The following is a 15,569-nucleotide window of genomic DNA, read 5'->3' on the forward strand; positions in this document are numbered from 1 at the left end:
GCTAGTCGGGCCCGGTCCAGTCGAAGGTGATGTGCTTGCTGGACCGGCCTTCGCGGCTCCAGAGGAAGCCGTGGGCATCGGCGCGGTCCGCCGTCGAGCGGCCCCAGGTCGCGACCTGGCCCGGTCCGGTCTCCGCACCCGGCAGGTTGGTCGACTGGACGCGCGCACCCTCCGGGGTCGTGGGTCCCGTGAGCGCGACCGCGCTCGCCTCGACCCGGCCCGGTACCACGGCCCGCCAGCTCGCGAGGTCGTCGGCGACCTCGATCTCGATGGGGGCGAACTCCATGCCGCGCATCTCGGCGCCCATCATGCTCACCATTCCCGCGGGCCAACTGCCCGCCTGCCCACCGAAGATCATCTGAAGCGCCTCGCGCTGGGAGTCGTCGGCGCGCTCGTCGACGAAGACCGCGGCGTACGTGTCCGTGTGCTCGGCCCAGATGTTGCCGACGAACGAGGCGAGCATCAGCACGTTCAGGCCGTCCAGCCGTACGTCACCGTAACGGCCCTCGCGGATGTGCCAGGCCAGGATGCCGTCGCAGTCACCGTGGGTGGGCAGCTGTGCGAACGAGCAGGGGCAGGGCACGTTGCACTTGCAGGTGTCGAACCAGTCACCCGCCGCGTGCCACCGGGGAACGGTCGCCGTCGTCTCGGACATCTCCCTGCCTCCTCGTGACCGTGCCGGGGCGTCGGTCTCGGGAGGACGGCAGAGCCCCTGGGAGCCATCGCCGGCCCACGCCCGGGTCGTACGGGTATCCATCCCATTGTCCCACCGCAGGGGTCACCCGGAGGAGACGTTTCCGCGTACACGCGTTCCCTCGCGCACGCGCAGGTCCGCCGTGATGTGCTGGAGGTGTGCGCCTCGACCGGAAGGCCCTGTCACCCCCTCTGCGTCCGGCGAATCTGACGTCGGCCCGGCAGCTCGCGTTCGCCTGGTCCGTGATGGCGGCACTCGCCCTCCTCGCCTGGCTGCTGGTGGTCGACCAGGCCCGTGACATGGGGGTCGAGCCGGGAAGCATGGGTATGGGCGTCCCGCTGTTCCTGTTGCTGTGGCTGGTCATGATGATCGCCATGATGTTCCCGTCGGTGGCCCCGGTGGCCCTCACCTGGGCGCGGGCCATCGGGCGCCAGTCGCCCACGAGAGTCGTGCGGGTGGCTCGTACCGCCCAGTTCGTCGGCGGGTACCTGCTGGCCTGGACGGCCTTCGGCCTGTTCGCCTACGGGCTCCTCGCCTGGACCGGGGCCCTGGTGGACGAGCACCCGGGCGCCGGGCGCTGGATCGGCGCCGGGGCCTTTCTGGTCGCGGGGCTGTACCAGTTCGGCCCGTGGAAGGATCTCTGCCTGCGGCACTGCCGGAGCCCGATGGGCCAGCTCGTGCGCTACGCGGGCTTCCGGCCCCGGGCTCGCGATCTGCGGGTCGGGGCGCACCACGGGGCGTACTGCGTGGGCTGCTGCTGGGGGCTGATGGTCGTGCTCGTCCCGCTGGGCGTCATGAACGTCCTGGCGATGGCCGCGGTGGCCGTGGTGATCTTCGTGGAGAAGCTCTGGCGGCTGGGCCCCGTCTTCGCGCAGGTCGTCGGGGCCGCCTTCCTCGTACTCGCGGTGCTGAGCCTCTTCCAGCCCTGGCTGCTGCCGGGTCTGATCCCGCCGGAGTCGCCCATGACGGAGATGCTCCGCCCCTAGGGCCTGCCGTTTGGCATGCGGCGGGACGCCTTCTGTCGGGCCTTCACCTCGCGCGAGAGAAGCGCGCGAGAGAAGTGCGGGCGACGGGGAAGGCTGAGCTGTATGACCGACAAACTCACCGTCAGTGTCCTCGGCACCGGGATCATGGGGGCCGCCATGGCCCGTAACCTCGCCCGGGCCAGGCACGGCGTCCGTGTCTGGAACCGCAGCCGTGCCAAGGCCGAGCCGCTGGCCGCCGACGGCGCGCACGTCGCGGACACCCCGGAGGAGGCCGTACGGGGCGCCGATGTCGTCCTGACCATGCTCCACGACGGCCCGGCCGCCCTCGACGTCATGCGCCGGGCGGCACCCGGGCTGCAGGCGGGGGCCGTGTGGGTGCAGTCCACGACCGCCGGGACAGAGGCACTCGGCGAGCTCGCCGAGTTCGCCGGCGCGCACGGGCTCGTCTTCTTCGACGCGCCCGTCCTCGGAACCCGCGCGCCCGCCGAGGCCGGTCAGCTCACCGTGCTCGCCGCCGGTCCGAGCGCCGCCCGCGACACCGTGACGCCCGTGTTCGACGCCGTCGGCGCCCGTACGGTGTGGACCGGCGAGGACGGCGCGGCGGGCAGCGCCACCCGGCTCAAGCTCGTCGCCAACAGCTGGGTCCTCGCCGCCACGGCCGCGACCGGGGAGGTGCTCGCCCTGGCCAAGGGCCTCGGCGTGGACCCGGAGGACTTCTTCGGCCTCATCGCGGACGGCCCGCTCGACATGGGCTATCTGCGCGCCAAGGCCGCCCTCGTCCTGGAGGACCGGCTGTCCCCGGCCAGCTTCGCGGTCACGACCGCCGAGAAGGACGCCCGCCTGATCGTGCGGGCGGGGCAGCGGCACGGCGTGCGGCTGGACGTGGCCGAGGCCGTGGCCGAACGGTTCGGCCGTGCCGGCGCGCTCGGCCACGGGGACGAGGACATGGCCGCCGCGTACTTCGCGAGCTTCGAGGAGGGGAAGCCCCCCTCCTCGTAGACCCGTAGACCCGTAGACCCGTAGACCCGTAGACCCGTCGGGTCGTGAACCCTTCGGCCCGTGGACCCGTCCGCCTCAGCGGGCGTCGTCCATGTTCCCGTGCTGTGTCTGGGCCGGGATCGGGCCCGCCCGGTCCAGCAGGCCCGTGCGGGCCGCGAGCGCCGCCGCTTCGAGGCGCGAGCCCACGCCCAGTTTCATCAGGACCCGCTGGACATGGGTGCGGGCCGTGGACGGGGCGATGCCCATACCGGCCGCGATGAGCCGGGTGTCCTCGCCGTCGGCGACCCGCACCAGGACCTCCACCTCGCGGGGTGTGAGCATCTGGAGCAGCCGCTGGCCCTCGTCGTCGGGCTGGGCGGCGGGGTTGAGCAGTTCGCTGAAAGCGCCCTGGAGCAGTTGCGGGGCCACGGCCGCCTCGCCCGCCCTGGCCTTCATGATCGCGCGCTCGACACCCTCGATGCGCTCGTCATGGCGTACGTAGCCGGAGGCGCCGGCGGCGAACGCCGCGGCGATCCCCCGCGGGTTCGGCACCGGTCCGAGCACCAGGACCGCCACCTGCGGGCGCTCCCGTTTGATCCGCACCACCGGGTCGAAGATCCCCGGCTCGGCGGGTGTCGCCGTGCCCATCAGGCACACCTCGGGTGCCCGTGTGATCACCAGCTCCGCCGCCCCTGCGGCGGGCGCCGCCGCGGCGAGCACCCGGTGCCCGCGCAGCTTCAGTGCCGAGGCCAACGCCTCGGCGAGCAGTCGGTGGTCATCGACCACCATGAGCCGGACTCCCATCAGGCAACCCCCCAGTCCCCCCTAGCATCCCCACTGGTTCCCCGTGGATTTGGAGCCCCCCGGCTCTCCATCCCCCGGAAGCTACACGCTTGTTCGACGTTGCGCTTCCCCTACTGGAGAGAAGTGCCCCGGAATATCGAAATCCCACCCAATAGCAAGTGATGCGGAGTACGTGTGCGGCCCCGCCCCTGAACAGGGACGGGGCCGCACACGGTGTTTCGGCCCGGACAAATCAATCCGGAGAAACGATCACCGCATTCTTTCGAAGATGATCACTTTGCTTCACCCGAAAGGTGACGGTTACTTCGTTCCGAAGGCGATCGTCAGGTACGCCTTGTCCGTCGCGGAGGTCGGCTTGGACGCGTAGGTCTGGGACATGTACAGCCGGCCGTCGCCGTAGAGGATCTCGGCGTAGTCCGGGAGCATGCTCGACTCCGCGTCACGCGTCGACTGGGTGGCCGGGTTCTCCATCAGCTTCGTCTCCTTGAAGGAGGTTCCGTCGATGGAGACGATCTGCCCGCCCTTGTCGTACGGCGGCCGCTTGTACGCGATGAGGCTGGTGCCGTCCATGCGCAGCGGGGTGATGCTGTAGCCGTCGCCCGCGTCGGCGCGCTGACCCGTCTGCTTCCCGGTGGCCAGGTCGAACGCGACGATCTCGTTGGTCCGGCTGTAGTCGCCGGAGCCCTCGTGCTCCTCCGTCGGGACGTACAGCTTGTCGTTGCCGACGGCGAGCGACTTGCAGAACTCGATCCGGGTGATGCCGTCGCACTTGGCCGCGTACGTCTCGCCGGGTGCCGAGATCTTCGCCCGCAGCTTGCCGGTCTTGTTGTCGATGGAGAAGAAGTCCGAGATACCGCTGCCGTCACCGGCGGTGTCGCCGACGTCGGCCGCCACGACCAGCGGGTCGGTGGAGACGACGCTGGCGTACTCGATGCCGGGCGACATCTTGTACTCGGAGACCACCGTCCCGGACTTCGGGTCGAGGGTCTGGATGTGCAGCTGGCGCGTACTGCCGTACTCGCCGCACTTGCGGACCGCGACCAGCTTCTCGCCGCCGCCGTAGCCGGAGTCGTAGCAGGTGTCACCCGTCTTCGGCGCCCACAGCGGCTTGCCGGTGGAGATGTCGAACGCTCCGCCGCCGCCCGTGCTGCCCGCGGCGACCGTGTTCCCGCTGATCGTCACGTTGTCGAGGTTGATCGACTGGTCACCGGACTTGATCGTCCGGGTCCAGAGTTTCGCGCCCGCGTCGAGGTCGACGGCGGCGAGCTGGGTGCATCCGTGCGAGGGCTGCGTCTTGGTGGGCATGGCCGGCTCGTAGATGATCGCCGAGCGGTTGCGCTCCGAGGTGTGCCGGCTGGCCTGGCACACCGGGCCGGGGAGCTTGAGCGTCCAGGTCTTGGCGCCGGTGTCCGGGTCGTAACCGTTGATCTCGGCGTTGCCGGTCTTGGCGTACACCTTGTCGGTGAGCCAGGAGCCGACCGTCTGCACGCTCGTGATGCCCTTGGGCACGGCCGGCGCGGGGAGCTGGAACAGCAGCGTGGAGTTGGTGTTCGCCGGCACCTTCTCCCCGCCGTTGCCGCCCTTGTCGTCACCGCCCTTGCCGCCGGTGGCGCCGCTCGTCGCCCCGGTGTTGTGCGTGTCGTCCTTGCCGGAGCGCTGCGAGTACAGGAAGCCGCCGCCGACGATCAGCGCGACGGCCACCACGGCCGCCACGATGATGAGCAGCTGGCTGTTGACCTTGCGCCCGCCGCCTGCCTGCTGAGCCTGCGGCTGCATCGGCATGGTCGGCGGCTGCGGGTAGCCGTAGCCGTACGGAGCCTGCGGCTGGCCGGGGGCGCCGTACGGGGCCTGCGGCTGGCCCGGGTAGCCGTAGCCCGGCTGGCCCGGGGGCGGCGTCTGCGGATAGCCGTACGGCTGCTGCGGGGCCGCGGGCGGGGGCGTCTGGGGATAGCCGTAGCCCGGGCCGGCGGCGGCCGGCGGCGGGGTCGGCGGGCCGAATCCGCCCGCGGGCGGGTCCTGCGGAGCACCGAAACCCTGCGGGGGCGGCGCGTCCTGGGGAGCGCCGGGACCGGTGGGCTCGGGGTCTCCGGCGCTCGGACTCTGCGGAGTGCCCGGAGCGGGTTCCTGCGGTGCCCCGAAACCCTTCGGGGGTTCGTTCGGCGGCGGGGGCGGCTGGCTCATGACGTGATTACCTCGGAATGCGTCGGGACGGCGGGCCTGTGCGCGCGTACGGGCGCGACGGAACGGGCAGGGGCGTGATCACTTGCCGAAGGCCAGCATCAGCTTCTCCTTCGCCTCGTCATTGCCCGTCAGCCGGGTCGTGGAGATGTAGAAGCGTCCGTCCGCGTAGTCGACGGCCTTCGAGTAGAAGCCGGACTCGATGTCCGCGGTGCCCCGCGGGTTCTGGAGCAGCGTCGCGGGCGTGTGGACGGTGCCGCCCGTCGGGATCGACACGACGCGGCCGCCGCCGTCGTAGGACGCCTCGACATAGGCGATGAGCCCGGTGCCGTCTGTCTTCATCGGCATCATCGTCGCGTCCGTCGGGGACTTGACGCGCCACTTCTCCTTGCCGGTCGCGAGGCTGAACGCGACGATCTCGTTGGGGCCGCTCTTCGCCTCGGTCGGCAGATAGAGCGTGTCGGCGTCGGCGACGGCACCGAAGCAGCCCGTCAGGTCGCGGTCGAGGATCGCGAAGCCGCACTCGGGCGCGAGGCCGTCGTCGCTCTTGAGCTGCGAGCGCTCGTCACCGCTGCCCGTCAGCACGGTGATGTTCACCGTCTTCTTCGCGTCGTTGGTCAGGTAGAGCACGACCGGGTCCACGGAGTAGGCGCGCCCGACCCGCCAGCCCTTGGGGAACTTCTTCGTCCATCGGACCTTGCCGGTGGCCGGGTCCAGTTCCTGCACCTCGTCGTGCTCGGTGCTGCTGCCGGCCCCGCAGGACGAGACGGCCAGCAGCTTGGGGCCGCCCGCGAATCCCGCCGGGTAGCAGCCGGAGCCGTACTTCTGCTTGTCCCACAGCTTCTTGCCGCTGGTGACGTCGTAGGCCGTGCCCGACATCGAGCGGCCGACCACCAGCGTGTTCCCCGTGACGGACAGTTCGACCGAGAGCGTGCTGTCGAACAGGGTGCCGTCCGCGACCTTCCCGCTCCAGCCCTTGGCGCCGGTGTTCAGGTCGACCTGCTGGAGCTGGTTGCACTTGGCGCTGCTGGCGGCGCTGCTCATGTAGGCGATGACGACCTTGTCGTCGGCGGTCTTCTGCGGGGTGACCGCGCAGATCTTCTGCGGGAAGGTCAGCGCGGGCCAAGTGGGCTTGCCGTCCGCGACGTTGAACGCGAAGAGCTGCTTGTACGCCGTCTTCACCGCCGCCTTGCCGGTGATCCACATCCCGGAGGCGTCGGCGCCCGAACCGGGCGCGTCGGGTGCCGACTTGTACCAGAGGACCTTCGCCTCGCCCGCCTTGCGGCCGGCGTTCAGGTCGCCGTCCTCCTCGCCGCCGTCACCGCTGCCGTCGCCGGGGTTGACCGGATCGTCCGACGCGGACGCCGATGCGGACGGGCTGCCGCTCGGGCTGTGCTCCGCGACGGGCTTCTTGTCGTCACCACCGCCGGCGACGGCCCATACGGTGCCGCCGACGACGAGCAGACCCGCCACCGCGGCGGCTATGACGAGCGCGGGCTTCCCCTTGAACGGGTTCTTCGAGCCACCGCCGGGACCGCCGGGCTGCTGGGGCGCGCCCGGGTACGGCGCCTGGGGCGGATACCCGTACCCCGGCTGCTGCCCGTATCCGTAGGGTCCGGGCCCGCCGTAGGGGCCCGGCTGCTGCGGCTGTCCGTACGGGCCCGGCTGGGCGTAGGGGACGGGCTGCTGCGGGTATCCGTAGCCGGGCTGCGGGGGCCCGGCGGGCGGGGTGTTCTGGGGCGCGGGCGCCTGGGGCGGCTGCGCGGGAGGAGGGGGCGTGCCGTGGGGCGCCGGGGGCGTGTTCGGGGACGTGCCCTGCGAACGCGGGTCCTGCGGCGTGCCCTGCGGCGTGCCCTGCGGTGCTCCGAAACCACCCTGCGACCGCGGGTCCGGCGAGGCGTCGGCACCACCTGTCGGCGACTGGTCCTGCGGTGCTCCGAAACCGCCCTGCGGCGGCTGACTCGGCGGCTGACTCATCAGCGCGTCCCCCTCTTCACTGATGTGACCCCTCACCGGCGGCGCCGGGTTCGCGCCTCGCCCGGTGGATCTCAGACTGTTCTCAGACCGCTCTTTCTATCACTCCGGGGGGCGCGGGCAGGGGGCCGGTGCGCGCCCTGTTCCCAAGGGAGGACCGGGCTGTGATGCCGCCGTTACGCGCCTCACGTGCTCTTCACGCCGGGCACCCAAGGTGGGTTCACCGCCCCCGGACCGCCGTGACGGGGGGCGTCATCGGCAACTCGGGGGCGCCCGACGGCACTTGCGCGCCCTTCGGGCAAGCCGTGCGCGCCGGGCCGGTCGCGCGGGGCGGGCGAGCCGGGCGCGCGGCGCCTCCGGCTCAGGAGACACCGCACGTCAGGAGGCACCGCGGATCGGGCAGGGGGCGGTTGCCCTCTGTGTCAGGCGTCTTCCGCCAGCTCCAGCCAGCGCATCTCCAGCTCCTCCCGCTCGCCCGCCAGCTCGCGCAGCTCGGAGTCGAGCCGGGCGACCTTCCCGAAGTCGGTGGCGTTGTCGGCGATCTGGGCGTGCAGCTTGGTCTCCTTCTCGGAGATCTTGTCCAGCTGGCGCTCGATCTTCTGGAGTTCCTTCTTGGCGGCGCGGGCGTCGGCGGCGGAAGCGGCCTTGACGGGGGCGGGAGCGGCGGCGAGCACGGCCGCCGCGGCCACCTCCTCCATCTTCTGGCGCCGCTCCAGGTACTCGTCGATCCCGCGCGGAAGCATCCGCAGGGTGCTGTCGCCGAGGAGCGCGAACACGTTGTCCGTGGTGCGCTCGATGAAGAAGCGGTCGTGGGAGATCACGATCATGGAGCCGGGCCAGCCGTCGAGGAGGTCCTCGAGCTGGGTGAGGGTCTCGATGTCGAGGTCGTTCGTCGGCTCGTCGAGGAAGAGGACGTTGGGCTCGTCCATCAGCAGGCGCAGGATCTGCAGCCGGCGGCGCTCACCACCGCTGAGGTCCCCGACCGGCGTCCACTGCTTCTCCTTGTTGAAGCCGAACGTCTCGCAGAGCTGCCCCGCGGTCATCTCGCGGCCCTTGCCGAGGTCGACGCGGTCGCGGACGGCCTGGACGGCCTGGAGGACCCGCCAGGTGGGGTCGAGCTCGGCGACCTCCTGGGAGAGGTAGGCGAGCTTGACGGTCTTGCCGGTGACGATCCGGCCGGCGGCGGGCTGCTTCTCGCCGTCGCTGCGGGCGGCCTCGGCCAGGGCGCGCAGCAGCGAGGTCTTGCCCGCGCCGTTCACGCCGACGAGGCCGACGCGGTCACCCGGTCCGAGCTGCCAGGTCAGGTGCTTGAGCAGCACCTTGGGCCCGGCCTGCACGGTGACGTCCTCCAGCTCGAAGACGGTCTTGCCGAGCCGGGAGTTGGCGAACCGCATCAGCTCGCTCTTGTCGCGGGGCGGCGGCACGTCGGCGATCAGTTCGTTGGCGGCCTCGACGCGGAAGCGCGGCTTGGAGGTACGGGCCGGGGCACCGCGGCGCAGCCAGGCCAGCTCCTTGCGGACCAGGTTCTGCCGCTTGACCTCCTCGGTCGCGGCGATGCGCTCACGCTCGGCGCGGGCGAACACGTAGTCGGAGTAGCCGCCCTCGTACTCGTAGACCGCGCCCTTCTGTACGTCCCACATCCGGGTGCAGACCTGGTCGAGGAACCACCGGTCGTGCGTCACGCAGACCAGGGCGGAGCGGCGCTCGCGCAGGTGCCCGGCGAGCCAGGCGATGCCCTCGACGTCCAGGTGGTTGGTGGGCTCGTCGAGGACGATCAGGTCCTGCTCGTCGATGAGCAGCTTCGCGAGGGCGATACGGCGGCGCTCGCCACCGGAGAGCGGGCCGATCACGGTGTCGAGACCCTGCGGGAAGCCGGGCAGGTCGAGACCGCCGAAGAGGCCCGTCAGTACGTCCCTGATCTTGGCGTTGCCCGCCCACTCGTGGTCGGCCATGTCCCGGATGACCTCGTGACGCACGGTGGCCGCGGGGTCGAGCGAGTCGTGCTGGGTGAGCACGCCGACGTTCAGGCCGCCGGAGTGCGTGACGCGGCCGGTGTCGGGCTCCTCCAGCCGGGCCAGCATGCGGATCAGGGTCGTCTTGCCGTCCCCGTTCCGGCCGACCACGCCGATCCGGTCGCCCTCGCTGACGCCGAGGGAGACTCCGTCGAGCAGGGCACGGGTGCCGTACACCTTGCTGACGGACTCGACATTGACCAGGTTGACGGCCATTTCTCTCCTGAACAAGGGGGACGATCGACCCTCAAGGGTAGTCCGCGCGGCGGACGTCCCCCGCCGCGCGTTCCCCGTCCCCTCGGTCGAGCACGGTCGCTCCGGTCAGTCGAGCACGGTCGCTCCGGGCGCCGGGGACCGCGTGACGCGGACCGTCCGGCAGGTGCCCGAGGCGAGAAGCACCTGGCCGATGGACCGCGCGGACTCCGCGTCCGGCGCGAGGAACGCCGTGGTCGGGCCCGACCCGGAGACGAGCGCGGCGAGGGCGCCGGCCGCGCGGCCCGCCGCGAGGGTGTCGGCGAGGGCGGGGAAGAGGGAGAGGGCCGCGGGCTGGAGGTCGTTGGAGACGGTGCGGGCGAGGGCTCCGGCGTCCCCCTTCGCCAGCGCGTCCAGCAGTTCCTGCGAGGCGACCGGCTCCGGGACGCGTACGCCCTCGTTCATCCGGTCGAACTCCCGGAAGACCGCCGGGGTCGACAGTCCGCGCTCGGCCATCGCGAACACCCAGTGGAAGGTCCCGCCGACCTCCAGCAGTCGCAGTCGCTCGCCCCGACCGGTACCGAGCGCCGCCCCGCCCACCAGGGAGAACGGCACATCGCTGCCCAATTCGGCACAGATGTCGAGGAGTTCGTCGCGCGAGGCGTTCGTTCCCCACAGGGTGTCGCAGGCGAGCAGCGCGCCCGCCCCGTCCGCGCTGCCTCCGGCCATGCCGCCGGCGACGGGGATGTCCTTGGCGATGTGGAGATGGACGGCGGGGTCGATGCCGTACCGGCGGGCGAGTTCCAGGGCGGCGCGGGCCGCGAGGTTCGTGCGGTCGAGGGGCACCTGGGCGGCGTCCGGGCCCGCGCAGGTGACGCGCAGTTCGTCCGCCGGGGTGACCGTCACCTCGTCGTACAGGCCGACCGCGAGGAAGACGTTGGCCAGGTCGTGGAAGCCGTCGGGGCGTGCGCCGCCGACCGCGAGCTGGACGTTGACCTTGGCAGGGACGCGTACCGTCACCGTCTCCGTCACGGCTGGGTCGACTCCTCGTTCTCGGCGGCGCTCTCGGTGTTCTCGGCGGTCTCGGGGCGGTAGCGGCGTGCGTTCCTGGTGTCCGCGCCGCTCGCCTCGCCGCGGTTCTCCGCGATCCGGACGAACTCCTCGACCGTCAGGGACTCGCCGCGGGCCTGCGGAGAGACACCGGCGGCGACGAGCGCGGCCTCGGCGGCGGCGGCCGAACCGGCCCATCCGGCGAGGGCGGCGCGCAGGGTCTTGCGGCGCTGCGCGAAGGCCGCGTCCACGGCCGCGAACACGTCGCTCTTCCGGACGGTCGTGGAGATCGGCTCGGCACGCCGGGTGAGCGACACGAGACCGCTGTCGACGTTGGGCGCCGGCCAGAACACGTTGCGCCCGATGGAACCGGCCCGCTTCACGTCGGCGTACCAGTTCGCCTTCACGGACGGCACGCCGTACACCTTCGAGCCGGGCGGGGCGGCGAGCCGGTCGGCGACCTCCGCCTGGACCATCACGAGGGTGCGCTCGATCGTCGGGAAGGTGTCGAGCATGTGCAGCAGGACGGGCACGGCCACGTTGTACGGGAGGTTCGCGACCAGCGCGGTCGGGGGCGGGCCCGGCAGTTCCCGGACCTGCATGGCGTCCGAGTGCACCAGCGAGAACCGGTCGGCCCGCTGCGGCATGCGGGCCGCGACCGTCGCGGGGAGCGCGCTCGCGAGGACGTCGTCGATCTCCACGGCGACGACCCGGTCCGCCGTCTCCAGCAGACCGAGCGTCAGCGAGCCGAGGCCGGGGCCCACCTCCACGACCACGTCGTCGGGCCGCACCTCCGCGGTCCGCACGATGCGGCGCACCGTGTTGGCGTCGATCACAAAGTTCTGGCCGCGCTGCTTGGTGGGCCGTACGCCGAGGACTGCCGCGAGTTCGCGGATCTCGGCGGGGCCCAGGAGGGCGTCGGAGGTGGGGCTGGTCACGAGCCAAGGGTACGGGGGGCCGGGCCCCGGCCGTGCAGCCGCGGCCCGGTGGGGCCGCTGTCAGCCGTGCGGCCCCGGCCCGCTGGGGCGATGCCGGCCGTGCGGCCCAGGCCCGGTGGGGCCATGTCAGCTGTGCAGCCGCGGCCCGCAGTGCGGCCAGGGAGTCGTCCCGCGGCGCATGTACAGCTTCTTGGCCCTGCGCGTCTGTTCCGCGGCGGAGGCGTCCTGAGGGCGCCCGGTGCCACCGAGGGTGTGCCAGGTGCGGGTGTCGAACTGATAGAGGCCGCCGTACGTCCCGGACGGATCGACGGCGCCGGGCCGGCCACCGGACTCGCAGGCGGCGAGGCTCTTCCAGTTCAGGTGGTCGGCGCCGCCGCGGAACGGTGGATGCGGCTTCGTGCCGACCCTGACCAGCCGGTCCTGCGGGTGCCGCACCACCTCGGACCGTTCGAGCCGGGGCCGCTGCTTGACGCCGTTGACGGTGCGCAGGCTGTAGGTGAGGCGCCAAGCCCCGTACCGGCCCGGGTTCTCGACGACCTCGACGCCCTCGAACAGCGAGTCGTCGTCGGCCCGCCGCACCTCGAACGGAATCCGTTCCTCGCGGACCTCCCTGGTCCCGGTGACGCGCAGCACGGTGACCGTCTGTCCGTCCCGCGGGAAGTTCCCGCCCGGTACGGAGGTCATGTCCTGTCCGTGCAGGGTGATCCCGGCCTCCCGCACGGCCTCCGCGACGCTCGCCGCGTTGGTGCGGATCGTCCGGGCCCGGCCGTCGGCCATGATCGTGACGGCGCGTTCGGTCCGTACGTCGAGCGCCAGTCCTTCGGGCCCGATGCGCCGGGAGCGCGAGGCCGACAGGTGGGCACCCTCGGCGCGCACCCCCATCTGGCCGAGCGCCCCGTCCACGGTGTGCGCCGTCGTCCACACCCTGCGCCGCTCCCCGTCGATGGTGAGGTGCATCGGGCGCCCGTAGCGCACCGCGACCTCGTCCCCGCTGGCGAGGGCGGTGCCGGGGGGCGGTGCGACCATGTCGTGCGCGCCCACCTTCACGCCTTCGTCGGCCAGCAGTTCCGACACGTCGTCCGCGAAGGTGTGCAGGGTGCGCGGTCTGCCGTCGACACTGAGCTCGATCGCCTTGTCGTTGGCGACGAACGCGGAGGTGCCGCCGGCCAGGAAGGCCACGACCAGGGCTTGCGGGAGCAGCCGCCGCAGGGAATCGGGGCGCTCGGGGATCCGCTTGCGCCGGGCCGCGCGACGCGCCTCGGCCCGGCCGCCCGTTCCCCTCGCGCCGTCCCGGCCCCGTACGCCGTCCACGCCGTCCACGCCGTCCACGGGGCTCGTGGTGGCGGCCGGGTTGCCCCGCTGCAGACGCGGCAGGCGGGGCTCGGTCGGCGCGTCGGGCGCCACCGGCACCGTGCGCCCACCCCGTGTGCCGGACGCGCCCTGCACGCCGTACAGGGGGGCTCGCGGCGCTTCCGGTGCCGCGGGCCCGGCGGCACGGGTCCCGTAGGCCGGGGTCCAGGAAACCGGGGTCCAGGAAACCGGGGAGACTCCGCCGTACGGCCCGTACCCCGCGAGACCGGAGTACGCCTCCTGCCCGGAGAAGGGCTCGCGCCGGGGGTCGCTCTCGTGCCCGGCGTACGCGTCGTGCCCGTTGTACGCCTCGTACCCGGCGTACGCCTCGTGCCCGGAGTCCGTCGGCACCTCGTGCCCGGCGTACGCCTGGTGACCTGACTGCGCCTGGTGACCGGGGTCCGTCGGCGGCTCGTGCCCGCGGTAGGCCTCGTGACCTGCGTACGCCTGATGACCGGGGTGAGGCTGGTGACCGGAGTCCGCCCACGTCTCCTCGCCCCGGTACTCCCCGTGACCGCGGTACCCCTCGTGGTCGGCCCGCGTCGCACCGGCGAGGCCGGGCCCGGCGGGCGCGCCGAACGCGCCGGGCGGCCCGGCCGTGCCGAGCGGGTCCGCCGCGGGGGGCGGGCCGGCTGCGGCGCCGGTGACGCCGATGACGACGGTGGTGGCCTCGGGGCCACCGGTCGGGCCGTACGTCTCGTACGGCTCGTACGGCTCGTACCGCGAGCTGCTCACGACGACACGCTCCAGGGTCCGGATCGGGCGACCAGAACCTAGCTGAGCAGTCGTCACTCTCCCAAGCAACGCGGCTACGCTGTGTCGCGGCACTTTCCCCGCCGAAGACCCCGGCCGAACCGGGAAGAGCCCCCGGGGCCGTTACGGGTCAGTAATCGAACGCTCGCGCCGTGTTGGCGGAGATCGAGGTCGCCAGCGTGTCCTCGTCGATCCCCCGCACCGCGGCCATGGCGCGCACCGTGACCGGAATGAGATACGGCGCGTTGGGCCGTCCGCGGTACGGCGCGGGGGTCAGGAAGGGCGCGTCGGTCTCGACGAGGACGAGTTCGAGCGGGGCCACGGCGAGCGCGTCGCGCAGCGGCTGGGCGTTCTTGAAGGTCATGTTCCCGGCGAAGGACATGAAGTAGCCGGCGCGGGCGCAGACCGCGGCCATGTCGGCGTCGCCCGAGTAGCAGTGGAAGACGGTCCGCTCCGGGGCGCCCTCTTCCGCCAGGACGCGCAGGACGTCCGCGTGGGCGTCGCGGTCATGGATGACCAGGGCCTTGCCGTGCCGCTTGGCGATCTCGATGTGGGCGCGGAAGGAGCGCTCCTGCGCCTCCTTGCCCTCGGGCCCGGTGCGGAAGTGGTCGAGGCCGGTCTCGCCGACGCCCTTGACGTGCGGGAGTGCGGCGAGCCGGTCGATCTCCGCGAGCGCCTCGTCCAGTGCGGCCTCGCCACCCGGCCTGCGGGCGCCCTGCCGGGACCAGCCGTCGGGATCGCCGAGCACGATACGGGGCGCCTCGTTGGGGTGCAGGGCGACGGTGGCGTGGACGGCGTCGTGCGTGGCCGCCGTCTCGGCCGCCCAGCGCGAGCTCTTCACGTCGCAGCCGACCTGTACGACCGTCGTCACTCCGACCGAGGCGGCCTTGGCGAGAGCGTCCTCGACCGTGCCGGACTGCATGTCGAGATGGGTGTGCGAGTCGGCCACGGGAACGCGCAGGGGCTCGGGGAGCGGCGGTGCGGCGTTCTTGTCGGCGGCGGAGGCGGAGGAAGGCATGCCCCGATCCTACGAAGGGGGCATGCCCGGCCTCACCTCGCGGGGAGCCGGCGGGCGGTCCGTGCGCGGGTCCCGCCCGGGGAGGTCAGCCCGACCGGCGGTGCTGGAAGGGGTGCAGCAGGTCCGACAGATGCCAGTGGTGCGGCTCCTTCGGGGCGTCGGAGGCCCCGGCCTGCGCTGCTCCCTCCGGGCCGTCCTCGGGCTGGTGCGGTACCGGCCGGCGGTGGCGGTGCGTCATGGAGTGCATGGAGTCGTGGACGAAGGACACCTGGCCGGCGCGCATGATGCGCACCACGTGGCTGTCGCAGTTCAGGCAGGTGGGCCGGCTGAGCGGCGACGGCACGACCTCGCCGTTCGCCACGTACACCACGAACTCGCTGCCTTCCGCGTCGCGGTGGTGCTCGATCTCGTACGACTGTTCCCAGCCGTGCCCGCAGCGCATGCAGGCGAAGGAATACGATTCGTGGACGACGGCCGTCGCCGTGCCGCGATGCCTGTTCTGTTCGGTGACCTGACCGGCGGCGGTACTGCCGGTGCGTCCTGTGGTCTCACTCATGCCAGCTCCTCTTGTCCGCTGGACAAGCACCTCCGTCGACGGATTTCCCCCTGGATTCCGTCGAGTCGCCGGAGGCGAGGGACGGG

12 protein-coding genes are annotated in these 15,569 nt (G+C 72.3%); 2 read left to right on the top strand and 10 right to left on the bottom strand.

What is annotated here, in order from left to right:
- Position 1: 1 nt before the first annotated feature.
- The gene (locus tag OG485_RS19215; protein ID WP_328669555.1) at positions 2–655 is read right to left on the bottom strand and encodes a DUF1326 domain-containing protein; all 654 of its coding nucleotides are present in this window, start codon (positions 653–655) and stop codon (positions 2–4) included.
- A 197-nt stretch (positions 656–852) separates the two neighbouring features.
- On the opposite strand from OG485_RS19215, the gene OG485_RS19220 reads away from it, so the two are divergent.
- Both OG485_RS19220 and OG485_RS19225 read left to right on the top strand, forming a co-directional pair.
- Positions 853–1,680: a DUF2182 domain-containing protein gene (locus tag OG485_RS19220; RefSeq protein ID WP_328669556.1), complete on the top strand. Its 828-nt coding sequence runs from the start codon at positions 853–855 to the stop codon at positions 1,678–1,680.
- A gap of 102 nt (positions 1,681–1,782) precedes the next feature.
- Positions 1,783–2,679, top strand: coding sequence for an NAD(P)-dependent oxidoreductase (locus OG485_RS19225; RefSeq protein ID WP_443048728.1), 897 nt, complete (start codon positions 1,783–1,785; stop codon positions 2,677–2,679).
- Between the two features lie 75 nt (positions 2,680–2,754).
- Here OG485_RS19225 and OG485_RS19230 read toward each other — a convergent pair whose 3' ends face one another.
- From OG485_RS19230 to OG485_RS19270, 9 genes are all read right to left on the bottom strand, one after another.
- Positions 2,755–3,462: a helix-turn-helix transcriptional regulator gene (locus OG485_RS19230; RefSeq protein ID WP_328669558.1), complete on the bottom strand. Its 708-nt coding sequence runs from the start codon at positions 3,460–3,462 to the stop codon at positions 2,755–2,757.
- Positions 3,463–3,762: 300 nt separating this feature from the next.
- Positions 3,763–5,643: an outer membrane protein assembly factor BamB family protein gene (locus OG485_RS19235; RefSeq protein WP_328669559.1), complete on the bottom strand. Its 1,881-nt coding sequence runs from the start codon at positions 5,641–5,643 to the stop codon at positions 3,763–3,765.
- 78 nt (positions 5,644–5,721) lie between these two features.
- Complete coding sequence (locus tag OG485_RS19240) at positions 5,722–7,617, bottom strand: outer membrane protein assembly factor BamB family protein (RefSeq protein WP_328669560.1); 1,896 nt, start codon at positions 7,615–7,617, stop codon at positions 5,722–5,724.
- 419 nt (positions 7,618–8,036) lie between these two features.
- The gene (locus OG485_RS19245; RefSeq protein ID WP_328669561.1) at positions 8,037–9,842 is read right to left on the bottom strand and encodes an ABC-F family ATP-binding cassette domain-containing protein; all 1,806 of its coding nucleotides are present in this window, start codon (positions 9,840–9,842) and stop codon (positions 8,037–8,039) included.
- Between the two features lie 105 nt (positions 9,843–9,947).
- Entirely contained in the window at positions 9,948–10,850 is a 903-nt protein-coding gene (locus tag OG485_RS19250; protein ID WP_328669562.1) for a 4-(cytidine 5'-diphospho)-2-C-methyl-D-erythritol kinase, read from the bottom strand.
- Positions 10,847–11,806 carry a 16S rRNA (adenine(1518)-N(6)/adenine(1519)-N(6))-dimethyltransferase RsmA gene (gene rsmA, locus OG485_RS19255; RefSeq protein WP_328669563.1) on the bottom strand — a complete coding sequence of 320 codons (960 nt, stop codon included), beginning with the start codon at positions 11,804–11,806 and terminating at the stop codon, positions 10,847–10,849. The genes OG485_RS19250 and rsmA overlap by 4 nt, the downstream gene beginning before the upstream one ends.
- A 126-nt stretch (positions 11,807–11,932) precedes the next feature.
- Complete coding sequence (locus OG485_RS19260; RefSeq protein ID WP_328674562.1) at positions 11,933–13,507, bottom strand: ubiquitin-like domain-containing protein; 1,575 nt, start codon at positions 13,505–13,507, stop codon at positions 11,933–11,935.
- 532 nt (positions 13,508–14,039) lie between these two features.
- Positions 14,040–14,927, bottom strand: coding sequence for a TatD family hydrolase (locus tag OG485_RS19265; protein ID WP_328669564.1), 888 nt, complete (start codon positions 14,925–14,927; stop codon positions 14,040–14,042).
- 85 nt (positions 14,928–15,012) lie between these two features.
- Positions 15,013–15,483 (bottom strand): hypothetical protein, encoded by a 471-nt coding sequence (locus OG485_RS19270; RefSeq protein WP_328669565.1) that lies wholly within the window; start codon positions 15,481–15,483, stop codon positions 15,013–15,015.
- Between the last annotated feature and the right edge of the window lie 86 nt (positions 15,484–15,569).

Source organism: Streptomyces sp. NBC_00328 (assembly GCF_036139655.1).
Classification (GTDB): Bacteria; Actinomycetota; Actinomycetes; order Streptomycetales; family Streptomycetaceae; genus Streptomyces.

Bases quoted from the DNA above. Each gene is read 5' to 3' on its own strand.
- OG485_RS19270 (WP_328669565.1), bottom strand. From the start codon at position 15,483: ATGAGTGAGACCACAGGACGCACCGGCAGTACCGCCGCCGGTCAGGTC.
- OG485_RS19240 (WP_328669560.1), bottom strand. From the start codon at position 7,617: ATGAGTCAGCCGCCGAGTCAGCCGCCGCAGGGCGGTTTCGGAGCACCG.
- OG485_RS19230 (WP_328669558.1), bottom strand. From the start codon at position 3,462: ATGGGAGTCCGGCTCATGGTGGTCGATGACCACCGACTGCTCGCCGAG.
- OG485_RS19215 (WP_328669555.1), bottom strand. From the start codon at position 655: ATGTCCGAGACGACGGCGACCGTTCCCCGGTGGCACGCGGCGGGTGAC.
- OG485_RS19225 (WP_443048728.1), top strand. From the start codon at position 1,783: ATGACCGACAAACTCACCGTCAGTGTCCTCGGCACCGGGATCATGGGG.
- OG485_RS19235 (WP_328669559.1), bottom strand. From the start codon at position 5,643: ATGAGCCAGCCGCCCCCGCCGCCGAACGAACCCCCGAAGGGTTTCGGG.
- OG485_RS19265 (WP_328669564.1), bottom strand. From the start codon at position 14,927: ATGCCTTCCTCCGCCTCCGCCGCCGACAAGAACGCCGCACCGCCGCTC.
- OG485_RS19245 (WP_328669561.1), bottom strand. From the start codon at position 9,842: ATGGCCGTCAACCTGGTCAATGTCGAGTCCGTCAGCAAGGTGTACGGC.